A 16,558-nucleotide genomic window follows, 5' to 3' on the forward strand; every position below is an offset into this window, starting at 1 on the left:
AGCTGATCAAGGTTCTCCTGATCCTGCCTCGCGGCGTTGCAACCGCCATCGCTGCCCCTGGAGAGGCTCTACCAGCCAGTCCCTCCAGATCCATGGTTCCTTGCGCTCCTCCAGCTGACGCATGGGTTGCTCCACCAACTGCGCCAGCTCCGTGACCTGAAGCGTGAAGCCCCCTGCGGCAAGCCGATCTGCCAGTTCGAGACGGCTGAGCAACTGTTGCAGCGGTGCTGGCGCGGGCTCTTCAGCTGCTTCGGAGGTCGTCTGAAGGTCAGGTCCCAGGCCACGGGAGAACGAAACCGCGATGCGATCGACGCGATCGTTATCAGGATCACCGCTGTGACCCTTCACATAGGTGAGCGGCACATCCTGGAGCCTCGCCTGATCCAGGGCCACCCAGAGATCCTGATTGAGCACCGGCTTACCGGCGGCGGTCTTCCAGCCCCTGCGTTTCCAGCCCTGCATCCAGCTGCCCAGGCCATCGATCAGGTATTTGCTGTCCGTGCGCAGGGTCAGATCGGGATGTCGGGGGAGCTCCTTCAACCGTTTCAGAAGCTCGAGGGCTGCCTGGAGTTCCATACGGTTGTTGGTGGTCGCCGGGTCATGCCCGCCGAACTCCTCCACACTTCCGTCCTCGAACCGCAGCAGCGCACCCCAGCCCCCAGGACCGGGATTGCCGCTGCAGGCGCCATCCGTGGCTGCAGCCACCACGCGCCCCCGTCCATCAGCCATTGGTTCCCGCCTGCGTCATCCGGTACAACACGTGCTCCCGTGATGGCGCACATGTGGCGAACCTACCGCCGAGCTGTGGGCGTGAGCGCAGTCGGTGCACTCTCGCTGCTGCTGCCGGCGGGGCTGGCGGCCAGGGGAGTCTTTGACAGCAAACCGCTGCGTCAGGAGAGATTCGCGGTGCTGGCGCAACCGGTCGGCCGAAGCGACTGGAAACTGCTGGTGCTGGAGCAGATCAAACAGCGGCCGCTGTGCTGGACAGCACGAGCAGACGGACTGATGGATCCCACGCTGAACACCTTCAACTTCGCCGGCATCTGCAGCCGTTATCTCGACAGCAATGGCTACTCGCTGCGCAGTGGAGGAGAGGATCTGGGCACCCGCTACAGGCTGAGTCTGAGACAGAAAGGCAGCACGCTGGAACTGCAGGCAGGCCATGGCGGCAGCACGACACCGGTCACCATCGGCCGTGCCGTCATCCCTGCTCGCGATCGCAACGGCTTCGTCAGGCTTCGTCTGGACGATGGCTGGCGCCTGGAGCGTCGTGTGTACAGAGGGCGGACCCTGAGTCATGTGTATTTCGCCCACCCTGACCCGATGAACCGCCTGCTTGCGCGGGCCGCGGGTGGTGACAGCGGTGACAGCTTCGCTCGGCTCGGTGCCCCGACGACTCCCTCGGCTCCTCCCCGCCTGGCATCGCGGGGGACGCTCAGCCCTGGCCAACCGATCAGGCTTGAGGTGATTCCGTACGGGCGGTGAAGCCGCAAAGTGTCACAGTGACACTTGAGAGAGCGACCTGAACGGCGCACCAGTTCAGAACTGCCCTTCTAGCTTTCGGATGTGTGAGGAGTGCTGTACGCCTCTTCAGGGTCGAAACAAGGACAGACTCCTGAATGCTTACCACCCAAAAACCCTGCCTTTGGCGGGGTTTTTTTATTGCTGAACGAAAATGAGACAAAAAATCGGTCCCTGAAAGCAGGGACCGATACCGGGCATCGAGCCGGCTGAAAGAATCACTTGAGCGTGACCTTTCCGCCAACTTCTTCGATTTCCTTTTTGAGAGCTTCGGCTTCGTCCTTGGAGATGCCTTCTTTGATGGGCTTGGGAGCAGCCTCCACAAGCGCTTTTGCATCGCCGAGGCCAAGACCAGTGGCATTGCGCACGGCCTTGAGAACCTTGATTTTGGCGGCAGCATCAAAGCTTTCGAGGATGACGTCGAATTCCGTCTTCTCCTCAGCGGCCTCACCGCCATCACCACCGCCAGCAGCGCCGGGGGCAGCCATCACGACGCCGGCAGAAGCGGCGGCAGACACACCGAAGGCCTCCTCGATCTGCTTGACCAGCTCGGAAGCTTCAAGCAGGGAAAGGGACTTCAGCGATTCGAGAATTTCGTCGGTTTTTGCGGACATGGTTTTGAAAGGGAAAGCAACAGATCAGTGAACAGTGGTCTCGGCAGAGCCGAATCAGCCTTCGCCGCCTTCGGCGTGCTGCTTGAGGGCCCTGGCCATACCAGAGGGAACCTCGTTGATGCCCACAGCGACCTTCGTGGCCACGGCGTTGATGGCACCGGCGATCTGGGCCATGAGTTGCTCCTTGGATGGGAGATCCGCGATGGCTTTGATCTCGTCCTGAGTGAGAAGCTTGCCTTCGAAAAGGCCGCCCTTGGTCTCGGACTTCTTGAGTTCCTTCTGGAAGGACTGAACAGCCTTCACACCAGCACCAACATCGCCCTTCACCAGGACGAAAGCGTTGGTTCCGGTCAGCAGGGGGTCGAGGCTGGCCCAGTTGCTGTCGCCATCAATGGCACGACGCATCAAGGTGTTTTTAGTCACCTTGCAAACGCTGTCGCTGGCCCGCAGACGATCCCGCAGGTCAGACATCTCCTTGATGGACAGGCCCTTGAAATCAAGGACAAGTGCCAGTTCGGCGTCGGCGAGGAGCTCCTTGAGCTCTCCGACGATCTGCTGCTTGTTCTCCAGCGTGCGGCCCATAGGGATTGGATCGGATCAAAGGAACAAGCCGGGCACACGGCCGATCGAGTCTTCTGAACGAAGACGAGGCCGCGTGCCGATCCAATCCCGAAAGGGAGAAACCGTGTCGCGTCTGCCTCGGCAGGGATTACTTCGTTAAGCACGACATGAATCGGGCTCTAGGAAATCCTGCTGTCTCTGGCCGGGCGCGTGCCCGATTTGGCTTTCGCCAAGATTTGATTGTAGAGGAGAGCCTGATTAACTCCCTAGCTCAATGTCCTGCAGAGCCGAGAAATCCACCTCCACAGAAGGTCCCATCGTGGAGGTCACATACAGGCTCTTCCAGTAACGGCCCTTGGCACCACTGGGCTTGTTGCGATCGATCGTCTCCTGGAGTGTCTTGAGATTTTCCAGAAGCGCCTCAGCCGTGAAGCTGGCTTTGCCGAATCGCACATGCACGATTCCGGTGCGGTCCGCGCGGAATTCAAGTTTGCCAGCCTTGAATTCCTTGATCGCCCCGGCCAGATCCCCCGTCACAGTGCCGGCCTTCGGGTTGGGCATCAGACCGCGGGGGCCGAGCACACGACCGAGCTTGGCCACTTTGGGCATCATGTCCGGGGTGGCGATCAGCAGATCGAAATTCATTTCGCCCTTGGCGATGGTCTCCACCAGGTCTTCATCGCCGGCTAGTTCAGCGCCGGCTGCCTTGGCTTCGGCGACCTTCTCTCCTCGGGTCACCACGGCGATGCGCACAGTCTGACCGGTGCCGTTGGGAAGCGCCACGGTGGTGCGCAGCTGCTGATCGGTGTATTTGGGATCGATGCCGAGGCGGACGTGAGCCTCCATCGTTTCGTCGAATTTTGCTGTGGCGTTTTCACGCACAAGCGAGATCGCCTCGAGAGGCTCGTAGGCACGATCTTCGATCTTGCTGGCCAGGTTGGCCACGCGTTTGGAGATTTTTGGCATGACAGATGTGGGGTGCGAACGACATCAGTGATGTCTCCCCCGGTAAGGGTGAATGAAGGAATCGCGACGTCAGTCGCTGATGGAGACGCCCATGTTGCGGGCGGTGCCTTCGATGATCCGCATCGCAGACTCAACACTGTTGCAGTTGAGATCCGGAAGCTTGGTCTTGGCGATTTCCTCGAGCTGAGCCCGATTGATCGATCCGACGTTGCCCTTGGCGGACTCACCGGAGCCCTTGTCGATCTTGGCGGCCTTGGTGATCAGCACCGACGCTGGAGGCGTTTTGGTGATGAAGGTGAAGCTGCGGTCTTCGTAGACCGAGATCTCCACCGGGATCACGAACCCGGCCTTGTCCTGCGTGCGGGCGTTGTATTCCTTGCAGAACATCATGATGTTCACCCCGTGCTGACCGAGGGCAGGGCCCACCGGTGGCGCAGGGTTGGCTTTGCCGGCCTGCAGGGCCAGCTTGATGACTGCTGTGACTTTCTTGGCCATCGGCTGGGGGGTTTGGACAGCTGCGGATCACCGGACCCTCGGGCCCGATGCGGCGAGGTGGGGAACCACCTCCAGGGCCGCCCTCCGCAGGGAGACGGCCGCCGCCTGGTCAGTTTTGTTTGCTGATCTGGGAAAACTCCAGTTCCACAGGGGTCTCCCGTCCGAAGATCGAAAGCAGCGCCTTGAGCTTGTTGCGCTCGCCGGAGACCTCGATCACCTCGCCCTGGAAGTCCTTGAACGGTCCGCCGGTGACCAGGATCTGATCACCCTCGGTGAGATCGACCTTCACCACGGTCTTCTTCTCCGCAGCCCGCTTGAAGATGCGGTCCACCTCCGTGCGGCTGAGGGGACGAGGTTTGATGTGGCCGCGAGCCTTGCCCGTGGCACGACGATCCTCGGCACCAACGAAGTTGATCACGTTCGGGGTGCTTCGAACCGCCATCATCGTGTCCTCATCCAGCACCATGCGAACCAGCACATAGCCGGGGAAGACCTTCTCCTCCGTGGACTGCCGGCTGCCATCCTTTTTCAGCTTCACAGCAGGCGTCTGGGGAATCTCGATCTCCAGGATGCGGTTGCTGACGCCGAGGGTCACGGCACGCTGTTCGAGCGTGGCTTTGACTTTCTTCTCGCAACTCGATGCCACCTGAACGGCATACCAGCGGGCGATGGCCGTCTTGGCTCCGGTCTCCTCCAACAGCGTTCCCTCCTCCCCCTCGTTGGGAGCGGGAAGGTCGAGCACCTCGGCGGCGTCCGTTGTGATCAGATCGTCAGACACAGGGGAAGAGTGGGTGCGGATCAGCGGAACACCTGGGATGAAGCCCAGCCGAAGAAGCGACTCACCGCAGCGATCGTGGCCGCCGACAGGCTGACCATGAGGATCACGGCGATGGATTCGCTGAACAGCTGCTGACGACTGGGCCAGACCACCAGTTTCAGCTCATCGACCGTGGCGGCCAGAAACCCGCCCTGACGGGGGGATTCGGCATCCATCTCTGAGCTTGCAGCGGTGGTGTCCTCGGAAGTGGGGCTGCTCACGTGGCTGGAACCGGGTGTTGACAAGGGGCCTCAGCACCTCGCCAAACAGTCACCTTACCGGATGCACCTCTTCTCCCCATGGGCTGAAGGCAAGAGTGCCAGCCTCACCATCCACCAGAGCGACCCGAACGCCCTGAACACCGCGGAAGCGGTCCTCCAGCAGTTCAGTGGCGAGAGGGTTCTCCAGCTGGCGTCGCAGCACCCTGCGCAGCGGGCGGGCGCCGTACTCCGGCTCGAAGCCCTGGCGGGCGATGAACTCCGCCACCGCGTCATCGACCCGCAGAGCGAGCCCCTGCTCGGCCAGCAGAGATGCAAGGTCGGCCAGCTGCAGACGCACGATGCGGACGAGATCCTCGATCTGCAGGGGATGGAAACGGATCAGCTCATCGATGCGGTTGAGAAATTCAGGCCGGAACTGAGCCGCCAGCGCCGCCTCCACCTGCTGGTCCAGCCCGGAGACATCCGAGGTCTCCCGACGGGCGTCCTCAAGAATGGCGCGACTGGCCAGATTGCTGGTCATCACCACGACGGTGTGGCGGAAATCCACGGTCCGCCCCTGGGAATCGGTGAGACGTCCGTCATCGAGGACCTGCAGCAGCAGGTTGAACACATCGGGATGGGCCTTCTCGACCTCATCAAGCAGCAGCACGGCGTAAGGGCGACGCCGGACCGCTTCGGTGAGCTGCCCCCCTTCCTCGTAACCGACATACCCCGGAGGCGCTCCGATCAGACGGGCCACCGCATTGCGCTCCATAAATTCACTCATATCCAGGCGCACCAAGGCCTCTTCCTCATCGAACAGCGCCGAGGCGAGCGCCTTGGCGAGCTCGGTCTTGCCAACGCCCGTGGGACCCAGGAACAGAAAGGAGCCGACGGGGCGACGCGAATCCTTCATGCCGGCCCGGGCCCGCCGGATCGCGGCGGCCACGGCAGCAACAGCTTCCACCTGACCGATGACGCGCTCGCCGAGGTGGGCCTCCAACGCCAGCAGTTTGCGACGTTCGCCGGCCAGCAGTCGCTGCACGGGAATCCCGGTCCAGCGGGCCACAAGATCAGCGATGTCACCGGCTTCCACCTGCTCCCGGAGCAGGGCCGTGCCGGCCGCCTGAGCCTCCGCCAGGGCAACCTCTAGCTCTTCCTTCCGCTGCTGCACCGTGTGCAGCTGGTCGTACTGAAGCCGGGCGGCTTCCTCAAGATCCCCCTGACGCTCCGCCTCAGCGATGGCATGACGCAGGTCCTCATCCTGCTGCAGCAACTGTGCAAGCTCCTCGAGCTGGCTGCGTTCCTGCTGCCAGCGGCTACGCAGACCCTCCAGGCGCTGCGAAACCTCCAACCGTTCGCGCTGAAGCTGGATCCGCTGCTCCTCCGGAGCCTGCTCCGCCGCCAGCAACGCCAGTTCCACCCGTCGCAGATCCGCTTCCGCCTCCTCCACCACCTGGGGTTTGGAGGTCACCTCGATCTTCAGCTGGGCAGCTGCCTCATCGATCAGATCGATTGCCTTGTCCGGCAGGCAGCGATCGCTGATGTAACGGTCCGCCAGACGATTGGCGGTCTGGATCGCTTCATCGGTGATCGTCACCCCGTGATGGAGCTCGTAGCGCTCCTTGAGGCCTCGCAGGATCTCGAGGCTGAGAGCCAGATCGGGCTCTCGGATCAACACCTGCTGAAAGCGTCGGTTGAGGGCGGGATCCTTCTCAACGGTGAGCCGGTAATCCTCCGGCGTGGTGGCACCGATGCAGCGCAGATCACCCCGAGCCAGAGCCGGTTTGAGCAGGCTGCCGGCATCGGTGCTGCTGCGGTCACTGCCCACCACGGTGTGGAGTTCATCGATGAACAGCACCACTCCTGAGTCGGAGCTGCTCACCTCCTCCAGCACCGACCGCAGGCGCTCCTCGAACTGACCTCGGAACTTGGCTCCTGCGATCAGGGCACCAAGATCCAGCGCCACCAGCCGGAGCCCCTGCAGAGACTCCGGCACCTCACCGGCAACGATGCGCTGAGCCAGAAGTTCGGCAATGGCGGTCTTGCCGACTCCGGGAGCACCGATCAGCACAGGGTTGTTCTTGCTGCGCCGTGAGAGCACCTTGATCAGATTGCGGATCTCACCATCGCGGCCGATGACGGGATCGAGCTCACCGGCTTCCGCTTCGGCGGTGAGATCCCGGCCGTAGCTCTCGAGCGCTGTTGGTGCCAGGGGAGCGAGCTCCTGCTCAGGGACTGGCTCAGGGGATGGTGTTGGCGCCATGGGCACAGGCGCCGACACGGGAATGGGGGCGGACCGCACGGGGCCTTCACTGACCGGTGGGTCCACAGGTCTCGGGCTCGGAGAGGGCTGCATCACCGGCTGACGCAGTTGGGCCTCCAGCCGATCCGCCGGCAGTCCGAGGCCTGCGAAGAGCTCAGCACCGATGCGGGGATCCCGACCGAGAGCGAGCAACACATGCGGAACATCGATCAATCGCGACCCCCAGCGCTGCCGGGCTCGCTCCGCCGCCTCCAGCAGTTCCTCAAGGTCCTCCCCGATGAACAACTCATCGCCGCGGCCGGCAGGCTGTTCGGCGAGCACGTCCTCCAGGCGATCGAGCAGATCCTCTGGACGCACCGACAGCGGCGCGATCCAGCGGCGGAAAGCGGGATCACTGAAGAGCACCTGCAGCAGATGCTCCACATCCAGCTGCTCATGGCGCCAGCGGCGGGCCACATCCTGCCCGGCGAGCAGCAGATCCCAGGCCTCATCGCTGAAGCGATCGGGCTCGTGCGTGAGGCTGCCCCGAGCGGGGGGGGAAGTCGTCATTCAGCTCAGGTGTCCGCGCGGGAGGAAAGTTCAATCAATTCCACCTTGTAACCGTCGGGATCTTCCACAAAAGCGATCACCGTGGAGCCATGTTTCATCGGTCCCGGCTCGCGCACCACGCGTCCTCCCTTGTCGGCGATACCGGCACAGGTGCCTCGGATGTCCTCCACACCGAGAGCGATGTGTCCGTACCCATCACCGAGGTCATAAGCATCGGTGTCCCAGTTGTGGGTGAGTTCCAGCACCGTGTTTTCCGGCTCCGATCCGTATCCGACGAACGCCAGCGTGAACCGTCCACCGGGGTAATCCTTGCGGCGCAGCAGCTGCATGCCAAGCAGCTCCGTGTAGAAGGCGATGGAACGCTCCAGATCCCCGACCCGGAGCATGGTGTGGAGCATCCGCATGGGTTCGGATCCTTCCTCGACATCTACCGACATTCTGGCTGCGTGCGTTCAATCACAACCCGGTAGCGGGGGTCGACCCATAAGATCCCCGGGTTTGATGCCCCGTCCAACGTGATCGACTCCCTCGACCTCGTCATCGACACCATCGTGGCCAGAGAGGTGCTGGATTCCCGCGGGAATCCCACGGTGGAAGCGGAGGTGATGCTCGAGAACGGAGCCATGGGGAGAGCGATCGTCCCCAGTGGTGCCAGCACCGGTGCCCATGAAGCCCACGAACTGCGCGACGGCGGCGAGCGCTACATGGGCAAGGGGGTCACGCAGGCGGTGAACCACATCGAAGAACGCATCGCTCCGGCGCTCTGCGGCCTCTCAGCCCTGGATCAGGCCGCCGTCGATGCCGCCATGCTCGATCTCGACGGAAGCGACAACAAATCCAATCTCGGCGCGAATGCCATCCTCGCGGTGAGCATGGCCACCGCTCGAGCTGCGGCGAACGGCTTGGGAATCCCATTGTATCGCTATCTGGGGGGCCCGATGGCCAACCTGCTGCCGGTGCCGTTGATGAACGTGATCAACGGTGGCGCCCATGCCGCCAACAGCCTTGATTTTCAGGAATTCATGCTGGTGCCCCACGGCGCTGAGAGCTTCCGCGAAGCTCTGCGCATGGGTACCGAAGTGTTCCACACCCTCAAAGGGCTGCTCAAGGCCAGGGGGATGAGCACATCCGTGGGTGATGAGGGTGGCTTCGCTCCAGATCTTGGCAACGTGGAAGCCGGTGAGATTTTGGTGCAGGCGATCGAGAAAGCCGGCTACAAGCCCGGTGAGCAGATCTCCCTGGCACTCGACGTGGCCAGTACCGAATTCTTTGAGAACGGTCGCTATGCCTTCGATGGCGGCAGCTACGACAGTGCCGAGATGGTGGGGCAGCTGGAGCAGCTGGTGGAGAAGTTCCCGATCATCTCGATCGAGGACGGTCTGGCTGAGGATGACTGGGACGGCTGGAAGCTCTTGACCGAACGTCTCGGAGCCAAGGTGCAGCTGGTGGGTGATGACCTGTTCGTGACCAACACCAAACGCCTGCAGCAAGGCATCGACAACGCGACCGCCAACTCAATCCTGATCAAGGTGAATCAGATCGGCTCTCTCACCGAAACGCTGCAGGCGATCGATCTCGGCGGCCGCAACGGCTATACCAGCGTGATCAGTCACCGGAGCGGCGAAACCGAAGACACCACCATCGCCGACCTCTCGGTGGCCACCCGCGCTGGCCAGATCAAGACCGGCTCCCTCAGTCGCAGTGAGCGGGTGGCCAAATACAACCAGCTGCTTCGCATCGAGGACGAGCTTGGCAGTCAGGCCGTGTATGCCGGCGCAGTCGGCCAGGGACCACGGGGCCGCAGCTGAGGCCCTGCCTCAGACCTTGAAGAGACGCTTCGACTGCACGGTGATCGAAATGGTCTTCCGGGCCTCCACAGTGGTTTCGCCTGGATATTTGCCGTGAAAGGAGTTGTCGGTCTTGCGAAACCCGAACACGAGGTTTTTGCGGTACGGCGCCCGGAAGACCTCATCAAAATCATCAAATTTGAACTGTTTACCGCTCCAACTTCGAAACCCATTGTCTTTGGGCACAAAAACAGATGTTCCCTCCTGCTCCAGAGAAGGGTGCGCAGAGCAATACAGCAGGAATGTTGCATATTTCTGAACACCATCGGTATGAGGGGAAATCTGAAATCCTCCACGATCCATCCAGAGATCCTTGCGGACCTTGAATCCTGACTGAAAGGATTCAACCCGCATATCAGGAGCAGGATCGGGCAAAGCATGCATCATCTCGGGAGACAGGAGATCGATGAATGCACTGAACACAGCCCAGAAGGCGGCACGATCCACAGGCAACCCCTCCAGTGACTCTGGATTGAGGCGAAACAGCTTTCTGTTCCTGCGGGCCATGGCATTTCGCGTGCGCTCTACAGGCATGTCTTCCATGTCATCGGAGCCAGGAAAGCTTTGGGACACCAACGTCATCATGCGCCCATCCAGAAAGCCATCCACAACCACAACCGGATAGGGATCACGCCGACGCTCACATTGACGCAGGTAACGGACGGAGTGAGACATCGACCGCATCAATTCGCGGGGAGACAAACCACAGGCCTTCAGATTGCGACGGAAGTGGCGACTGCGGAGCAGCCATGCCAAGTGCAACCAACGGCCGATTGCAAGCTTCAGCTCAAGTGTAAAAAAAAGCCTCGGAGTCGACATCCAGACAAACAAACAACTTGTCTTTAAATCAATTTATCATCAACACGAATGGGATGTGATCTTCGACTCAGGAGCGACTGGAACCAGGCATCTGCTCCAGGCGCTGATCACGACGAAGCCGCAGCTGGATGGACACCCAGCCGAACGCGACGGGAACGGTCGCCGCAGCCGGCAGCAGACTCCAGAAGGGACGACTGCTGGCTGCAAGCAGCGCCGTGCTCAGGGCAAGACAGCCCAGCAGCACGGACTGACCGATCGACTGCTGGACGGTGATCATCCGCCGGAACTGACGGTCGGACTCACCAAGCCGGACCTGCAGCTGCAGATCCCCCTGTTCCAGACGTTCCAGGCTGTCATCCAGCCGTTTGGGAAGGGCCACCGCCCGACTGCTCAGAGCTCCCACCTGGCGGCTGATCTCATTGAACAGATCATTGGAGCCGGCTCCACTCGAGGTCATCAGCGGCAGAAGGTAGGGCTTAGCGATGGCGACAAGACTAAAAGCAGGGTCCAGGCTGCGGCCGACACCCTCGAAAGTGGACAGGGCCCGCATCACGAAAATCAGCTCAACCGGCAGTCGGAAGGGCTGGCCGTACACCAGCTCGTACAGATCGCCGGACAGCTTGTCGATCACATTGGAGCTGAAAGGAGGCGTAAGCGCGTCCTGAAGCATCAACCGGACGAGACGTCTGACAGGACCCACGTCGATGTCAGCGGCGATTACTCCGGCTGCCTGCATCTGTTCCACCAGAGCAGCTGAATCGCGGGAAGCGGCGGCCCGGACCATGGCCCCCAGTCGACGACGCAGACCGTCTGAGAGAAGCCCCATCATTCCGAAGTCGTAGTAGATGAGTGCGCCATCAGCGGCGACCGCCAGATTTCCGGGATGGGGATCGGCATGAAAGAAGCCGAAGCGCACCAGCTGCTTCAGATAACTGGCAGCGCCAATCTCAGCGACAGCGGATGGGTCGATCCCGGCCTCCACCAGGGCCTCTCTGTCATTGACCTTGATGCCGGGGAGGTAGTCGAGGCACAGCACCTTTCGGGTGCTCAGTTCCCAGATCACAGCAGGAATACGGATCTGTTCGTCATCCAGGAATTGCTGGCGGAACCGTGCGGCGTACTGGGCCTCCACACGGAAATCCAGTTCACGCAGCAGGACGCGACGACATTCCCTTGCCATCGCAGGCCAGTCCCGACCCCTCCCCCAGCTGGGATGACGCTGCAACACCACCGCCACCTGATGCATGACATCAAGATCGAGACGGAACAGTGAATCCAAGCCGGGGCGCTGCACTTTGAGCACTACCTGGCGTCCGCTGCGCAGACTCGCCCGGTGGACCTGAGCCAGGGATGCCGCACCGAGGGGATCGGGATCCAGATCCACCACTTCGGCACATCGCTGTCCCAGTTCTTCCTCAAGGACCGACTGGACCCGATCGAAACTGAAGGCTGGAACGCGATCCTGCAATTCCGCCAGCTCCGCAACCCATCCCGCCGGGAGCACATCCGGTCGCGCGGAAAGCAGCTGCCCGAGCTTGATGAAGGCGGAGCCGAGCGTGAGGAGTTCAGCTGTCAACCATTGGGCTCGTTGCCTCTGACGCTCCTGCCGTCTCTCCGGGCTGACACCGCCGCGGTATGTCCACGTCTGACCATCCCACCAGAGCAGGGCGATCAGGGTGAGAACTGTGCGCCAGATGCGCAGGGCTCGACGGGTCCGCCGCAAGGGTGCCAAGCGAACGGTTGGCGCCATCAGGGTTTGACCTCGAGGGCTCGACTGATCTCCGCCACCGTTGCCCTCAGAAGGTCAATCCGCTCCTGGGATGACTGCTCCTGCGACGGTGCTGCAACAGCACCGTCGGCGGTGGTCGTCTCACCGTGTTCCAGCCGATCGGCCTCGGCCTGAACTTCCTCCTGAAACAGATCCCACTCCTGGCGAAGACGTTCCGGAGCATCCTGCGCCAGCACTGCCAGTTCCGCTGCCGCATCAGCCAGGCCGTGGCCGAGGCGGGCACCGAGTCGATTGACGGTGGCGCGGATCAGGGCATCCGGCGATCCCATGACGCTCAGAAAGACAAACCAGACTGTGGCAGATCCAGACCCCGATCAGGGAGCCATGACTGGGGGATCCGATGGAGCCGGCACCACAGGGAGCACAGGCTCCGGCAGAGGCAGCAGGATGGAGGAGGGCTGCGGAGGCGACTCATCCGTGGCCACCGGTTGGATAGTCGATCCGAGCAACGGGTCGAAATCGGACTGGTTCCGCTCCTCCGGAACCGTCTCGAGCAGGGGCTTCTCTTCCCATCTGGCCTCCTCCAAAACCGGCTGAAACGCCTGATTGAGCTGCAGGGACTCCTCCACCCGTCGCTCAGCCTCCAGACGCGCTTCCTCCTCCGCTTTGCGTTCGGCTTCCAGACGCGCCTCGATGGCAGCCACATCCACTTGCAGGTCGCCGGACGTCTGACCATGGCGGTCGCGCAGTGACCTCAGCGAATCACCGGGAAATTCCGCAGGAGCGAACAGCTCAGGCTCCGGTGTTTCGGGATTGCTCTGCAGGGTCACCAACCGATGGGTGATGCCATATCCGAGGGTGAAGCAGCAACCGGCCAGAAGTGGCCCGACCCAGAAGCGTGGCTTGCGAGCCACCGGCACGTCAGAGGTGCTTCCGGTCTCCACGGTTCAGAAAAAAGACATCCTGACAGCGATGGGCTCGATCCGATCGAAATGTGATCATGTTGTGGGGTCGGTGCTAGCCGGCGGATCGGGGAACACCACTCGCTTCATCGAAGGATGATCTCCGATTTCGTCCTGAAGGAAAAGCCGTTAAAAACAATGTCATCGGAAGTATTGGCTCAATCAAGCCGATGCACAAAGGCAACATTTTTTATAATTAAAAACTAACATCTTTTTAAGATTTAATTGAATCAATGCCGATGATTGCGCTGATAAACGATAAGTATGTGACTGATCCAACCTGGGCCGATCAGGGCGAGAATCATGACGGTCAGTGACGTGGTAAGTCGGCTGGACAGTGTTCTCGCTTCTTCAAGCCCGTTCAAGACAAAGGCAATCGAAATAAGCATACTGAACAACCCTGTGAACGTTCCACTGAGCGACTTCAGCAGGTCTCCGATCGAGCGTCCTCTCACAGCATTGGGATCGATACCAACACGACGACCGGCAAGGACACCGGTGATGCCCAGCAAAACAACAAGCGCCAGTCGTTCCTGAGGTGAGTGGACCAACGCGGCGACACTACCTTGCTGCATCTCATCCATCATCGAGGCAGCTGTACCAAGAAAACTGCCTGAGCAGAGGCCGATCCCTGTCCACCAAAGGGTTGGTGATTTCAGTCGATAACGCAACCGGCTGATCAGGATCAACAGTATGCAGCTGATCGCTGCTGCCAGAAGCAACGGTAATTTGAGATTACAGATGTAGCCAACGGCAGATGTCAGCAGCAAGCAAGCCAAATCTGACGTTTGGCGTGGCTTCATGTACAGCAGCTCTTGATGGTCTGATTCACGTTGCATGGGTTTGACTTAAACGTCCCCTGTGATCTGAGCCTGGGAAGCGTTCGCCTTGCGCCATTGCATGAAGGGTGCCGTGCCAACTGCCGTGACCACCACATAACCAACCACGGCTGCTTTGAGGTCTACAGCGTTGGGTGCCATGCGTTGCACGATCAGCAAAGCAAGGCCTGGATTTCGCATGGACAGCACCAGCGGAAACGTGCTGCGTTCCACCCCATCGTCGCCGGCGACGGCGAACCCCAGACCGAGAGCAATCCAGGTCAGGATGAACATCAGCAAAGCACCTGTGAGGTCGCCAATTAACGTCGGCGCCACCTGCGGCAACGCCAAGATCAAGATCAAGGCCAGCAACACCAGCAACAGAATCTTGGAGGCCTTCTGAATGACTGGATTCCACCGTTCAGACCACTCAGCGCACCATCGACGCAGTGACACGCCAACCAACAGTGGAATCAACTGCACGGTGAACACCTGATAGGCGACCTCCTGGGCCGGAATGCTCCAGATAGTCATTGAAGCGTCGGCTCGAGGTGATCGTCAGATAAGTGGTGGAGTCAGCGGAAAGTTCGAAGTGCGATTCCAGCAATCCTTGCTTGAAACCATGAACGGAATAAGCCGACATGGGAACGCAGAAGACCTTGTGATCTTTGGCTTGGCCGGAAGCTTCTATACAGAAACTGATGCAGTCCGGACCCCGATCACCATTGAGTAGGATCCGATGCGTCGTGGTGATTTTGAGAAGCGTGACAGCCCCAAGCTGAGCAATCGACATCTCACCTTTCAGCCTGCCTGGGGTGAGCTGCAAAGCATCAAAACGCTTACCCACCAAGCAAAACAGTTGGCTCAGTTCAGATGCTGAATGAAATGAGTAAGAAGAGCCAGACACTCCTTGTTGAGACCATCTTTGATCCACGTTCATCATCCCTGGCGTCGCCTCCATGCAGGCTTGGCGTTCATACCCAACATCGTCAAAGTAGCCAGCATTGGCATCCCGGCCCGAAAGTCATCGCACCTAAACACAACTGTGGCGCGTTGTGTTTAGCTTCAGTTTATGGATCCTCAGGATGCCTGACGGGCATGGTCCGGTCACGCCAAGGCCTTGCGGTCATGTCGTGTAATCGGCGTTGATGCGTACATATTGATCTGACAAATCACATCCCCAAGCCGTGCCCTGTCCGGCCCCGGAGCCAACGGCAAGACGGATCCGAACGGAATCATCCACCAGGTAGCGGCCATGGGCCCGCTCACTCAGATAAGCCGATGCCGCAGAACGATCAAATGCCAGGGGATGGCCTGCGTCCATTAACTGATGAGCCCCGATCCACAGGGCAACTGCCTCTGGATCGAACGCCACCCCGGAACGACCGGCCGCTGCCACGATGCGGCCCCAGTTGGGGTCACGACCATGGACAGCGGTCTTCACCAACGAGGAACCGCAGATCGTCCTGGCGATCTGTCGTGCACCGGCCTCGGTGGACGTTCCTTCCACCTGAACCTCAATCAGACATGTGGCCCCTTCCCCATCCCGGGCGATCGCCCGGGCGAGGTGTTGCGCCACCAGGGTGACTCCCTGCTCAAGCATGGCGTGACAGGAATCCGGCAAGGGCTCACCGGCAGAGAAGGCCAGCACGGTGTCATTGGTGCTGGTGTCTCCATCCACAGTGATGGCATTGAAGGAGCGCTCCACCGCTCGCTGCACCATGCCTTTCCACACCTGGGAAGGCACCGCGGCATCACAGCTGATGGTGCCGAGCATCGTGGCCATATCGGGGTGGATCATGCCCGACCCCTTTGCCATGCCACCGATCCGCACACTGCGGCCGTTGAGTTCCGCCTCAATGGCGATCTGTTTGTCCACCAGGTCCGTCGTCAGGATCGCCTCGGCAGCGGCTGAACCCCCCTCCGGCCTCAGAGCCTCCACCAGAGGATCAACGCCAGCCAGCAGCACATCCATCGGGATCGGTACACCGATCACACCCGTGGAACAGATCAGCACCTCCTCCGCATCCAGACCAAGACGATCCGCCAGCGCCTGAGTGGCGCGCTGACTGTCGATCAGACCACGGTCACCCGTGCAGGCATTGGCCTGGCCGGAATTGATCAACACAGCCCGCGCTGCTCCACCCTGCTGTTGCAGGCGATCTGAACACAGGTCAACGCAGGCGGCCCGCACACAGGATCTGGTGAAACTGCCGGCGCAGACAGCCCCCTGCGGTGCGAGCAGCAGGGCCAGATCGGGCTTGCCGGAGGGTTTCAATCCGGCCACGATGCCGGAGGCCAGAAAGCCCTGGGGTGCTGTGACACCGCCGGGCACCGGCTTCCAGTAGGACGCCATCGCCGTCAAGGGAGACTGTTCTCATCCTGCCTTTGCGG

At 61.0% G+C, this 16,558-nt stretch carries 19 protein-coding genes and 1 pseudogene; 2 read left to right on the forward strand and 18 right to left on the reverse strand.

Annotation, left to right across the window (positions count from 1 at the left end; genetic code table 11):
- Positions 1-6: 6 nt before the first annotated feature.
- Positions 7-729, reverse strand: a complete 723-nt coding sequence (locus tag SynA15127_RS12515; RefSeq protein ID WP_186484369.1) for a ribonuclease H — start codon at positions 727-729, stop codon at positions 7-9.
- Between the two features lie 51 nt (positions 730-780).
- Here SynA15127_RS12515 and SynA15127_RS12520 point away from each other — a divergent pair, with 51 nt between their 5' ends.
- Positions 781-1,485 carry a DUF3747 domain-containing protein gene (locus tag SynA15127_RS12520; RefSeq protein WP_186484370.1) on the forward strand — a complete coding sequence of 235 codons (705 nt, stop codon included), beginning with the start codon at positions 781-783 and terminating at the stop codon, positions 1,483-1,485.
- Between the two features lie 254 nt (positions 1,486-1,739).
- Here SynA15127_RS12520 and rplL read toward each other — a convergent pair whose 3' ends face one another.
- The 8 genes from rplL to gloA form a co-directional block, all read right to left on the reverse strand.
- Positions 1,740-2,135 (reverse strand): 50S ribosomal protein L7/L12, encoded by a 396-nt coding sequence (rplL, locus tag SynA15127_RS12525; RefSeq protein ID WP_186484371.1) that lies wholly within the window; start codon positions 2,133-2,135, stop codon positions 1,740-1,742.
- Positions 2,136-2,189: 54 nt separating this feature from the next.
- Positions 2,190-2,717, reverse strand: coding sequence for a 50S ribosomal protein L10 (gene rplJ / locus SynA15127_RS12530; RefSeq protein ID WP_186484372.1), 528 nt, complete (start codon positions 2,715-2,717; stop codon positions 2,190-2,192).
- Between the two features lie 237 nt (positions 2,718-2,954).
- Positions 2,955-3,662 carry a 50S ribosomal protein L1 gene (rplA, locus tag SynA15127_RS12535; protein ID WP_186484373.1) on the reverse strand — a complete coding sequence of 236 codons (708 nt, stop codon included), beginning with the start codon at positions 3,660-3,662 and terminating at the stop codon, positions 2,955-2,957.
- A 69-nt stretch (positions 3,663-3,731) separates the two neighbouring features.
- Entirely contained in the window at positions 3,732-4,157 is a 426-nt protein-coding gene (rplK, locus tag SynA15127_RS12540; protein WP_043693471.1) for a 50S ribosomal protein L11, read from the reverse strand.
- Positions 4,158-4,266: 109 nt separating this feature from the next.
- Positions 4,267-4,935, reverse strand: coding sequence for a transcription termination/antitermination protein NusG (gene nusG / locus SynA15127_RS12545; RefSeq protein WP_186484374.1), 669 nt, complete (start codon positions 4,933-4,935; stop codon positions 4,267-4,269).
- A gap of 20 nt (positions 4,936-4,955) precedes the next feature.
- A complete protein-coding gene (secE, locus tag SynA15127_RS12550; protein ID WP_071839710.1) occupies positions 4,956-5,195 on the reverse strand; it encodes a preprotein translocase subunit SecE in 240 nt (79 codons plus the stop codon).
- A gap of 49 nt (positions 5,196-5,244) precedes the next feature.
- Entirely contained in the window at positions 5,245-7,989 is a 2,745-nt protein-coding gene (locus SynA15127_RS12555; RefSeq protein WP_186484375.1) for an ATP-dependent Clp protease ATP-binding subunit, read from the reverse strand.
- Positions 7,990-7,994: 5 nt separating this feature from the next.
- On the reverse strand, positions 7,995-8,393 hold the full coding sequence (gloA, locus tag SynA15127_RS12560; RefSeq protein ID WP_222930457.1) for a lactoylglutathione lyase: 399 nt from the start codon (positions 8,391-8,393) through the stop codon (positions 7,995-7,997).
- A 111-nt stretch (positions 8,394-8,504) separates the two neighbouring features.
- Between gloA and eno the strand changes: the two genes are divergently transcribed.
- Entirely contained in the window at positions 8,505-9,797 is a 1,293-nt protein-coding gene (eno, locus tag SynA15127_RS12565) for a phosphopyruvate hydratase (RefSeq protein ID WP_186484377.1), read from the forward strand.
- A 9-nt stretch (positions 9,798-9,806) separates the two neighbouring features.
- Here the strand turns inward: eno and SynA15127_RS12570 are convergent, their stop codons facing one another.
- The 9 genes and pseudogenes from SynA15127_RS12570 to argJ form a co-directional block, all read right to left on the reverse strand.
- Positions 9,807-10,592 carry a hypothetical protein gene (locus SynA15127_RS12570; RefSeq protein WP_186484378.1) on the reverse strand — a complete coding sequence of 262 codons (786 nt, stop codon included), beginning with the start codon at positions 10,590-10,592 and terminating at the stop codon, positions 9,807-9,809.
- A 130-nt stretch (positions 10,593-10,722) separates the two neighbouring features.
- Positions 10,723-12,405 carry an AarF/ABC1/UbiB kinase family protein gene (locus tag SynA15127_RS12575; RefSeq protein WP_186484379.1) on the reverse strand — a complete coding sequence of 561 codons (1,683 nt, stop codon included), beginning with the start codon at positions 12,403-12,405 and terminating at the stop codon, positions 10,723-10,725.
- Positions 12,405-12,713 (reverse strand): hypothetical protein, encoded by a 309-nt coding sequence (locus SynA15127_RS12580; protein ID WP_186484380.1) that lies wholly within the window; start codon positions 12,711-12,713, stop codon positions 12,405-12,407. Before SynA15127_RS12580 ends, SynA15127_RS12575 begins: the two co-directional genes overlap by 1 nt.
- Positions 12,714-12,758: 45 nt before the next feature.
- On the reverse strand, positions 12,759-13,328 hold the full coding sequence (locus SynA15127_RS12585) for a hypothetical protein (RefSeq protein ID WP_186484381.1): 570 nt from the start codon (positions 13,326-13,328) through the stop codon (positions 12,759-12,761).
- A gap of 248 nt (positions 13,329-13,576) precedes the next feature.
- Entirely contained in the window at positions 13,577-14,185 is a 609-nt protein-coding gene (locus SynA15127_RS12590) for a hypothetical protein (RefSeq protein WP_186484382.1), read from the reverse strand.
- A 9-nt stretch (positions 14,186-14,194) separates the two neighbouring features.
- Positions 14,195-14,500, reverse strand: coding sequence for a hypothetical protein (locus SynA15127_RS13440; RefSeq protein WP_222930458.1), 306 nt, complete (start codon positions 14,498-14,500; stop codon positions 14,195-14,197).
- 57 nt (positions 14,501-14,557) lie between these two features.
- A pseudogene (locus SynA15127_RS13695) lies at positions 14,558-14,629 on the reverse strand (hypothetical protein); the annotation flags it as partial.
- A complete protein-coding gene (locus SynA15127_RS12600; RefSeq protein WP_186485765.1) occupies positions 14,595-15,125 on the reverse strand; it encodes a hypothetical protein in 531 nt (176 codons plus the stop codon). The pseudogene SynA15127_RS13695 and the gene SynA15127_RS12600, both read right to left, overlap by 35 nt.
- A 165-nt stretch (positions 15,126-15,290) precedes the next feature.
- A complete protein-coding gene (argJ, locus tag SynA15127_RS12605; RefSeq protein WP_186484384.1) occupies positions 15,291-16,520 on the reverse strand; it encodes a bifunctional glutamate N-acetyltransferase/amino-acid acetyltransferase ArgJ in 1,230 nt (409 codons plus the stop codon).
- Positions 16,521-16,558: the final 38 nt, after the last annotated feature.

This window comes from Synechococcus sp. A15-127, assembly GCF_014280215.1.
In the GTDB taxonomy this organism is placed as follows: domain Bacteria; phylum Cyanobacteriota; class Cyanobacteriia; order PCC-6307; family Cyanobiaceae; genus Parasynechococcus.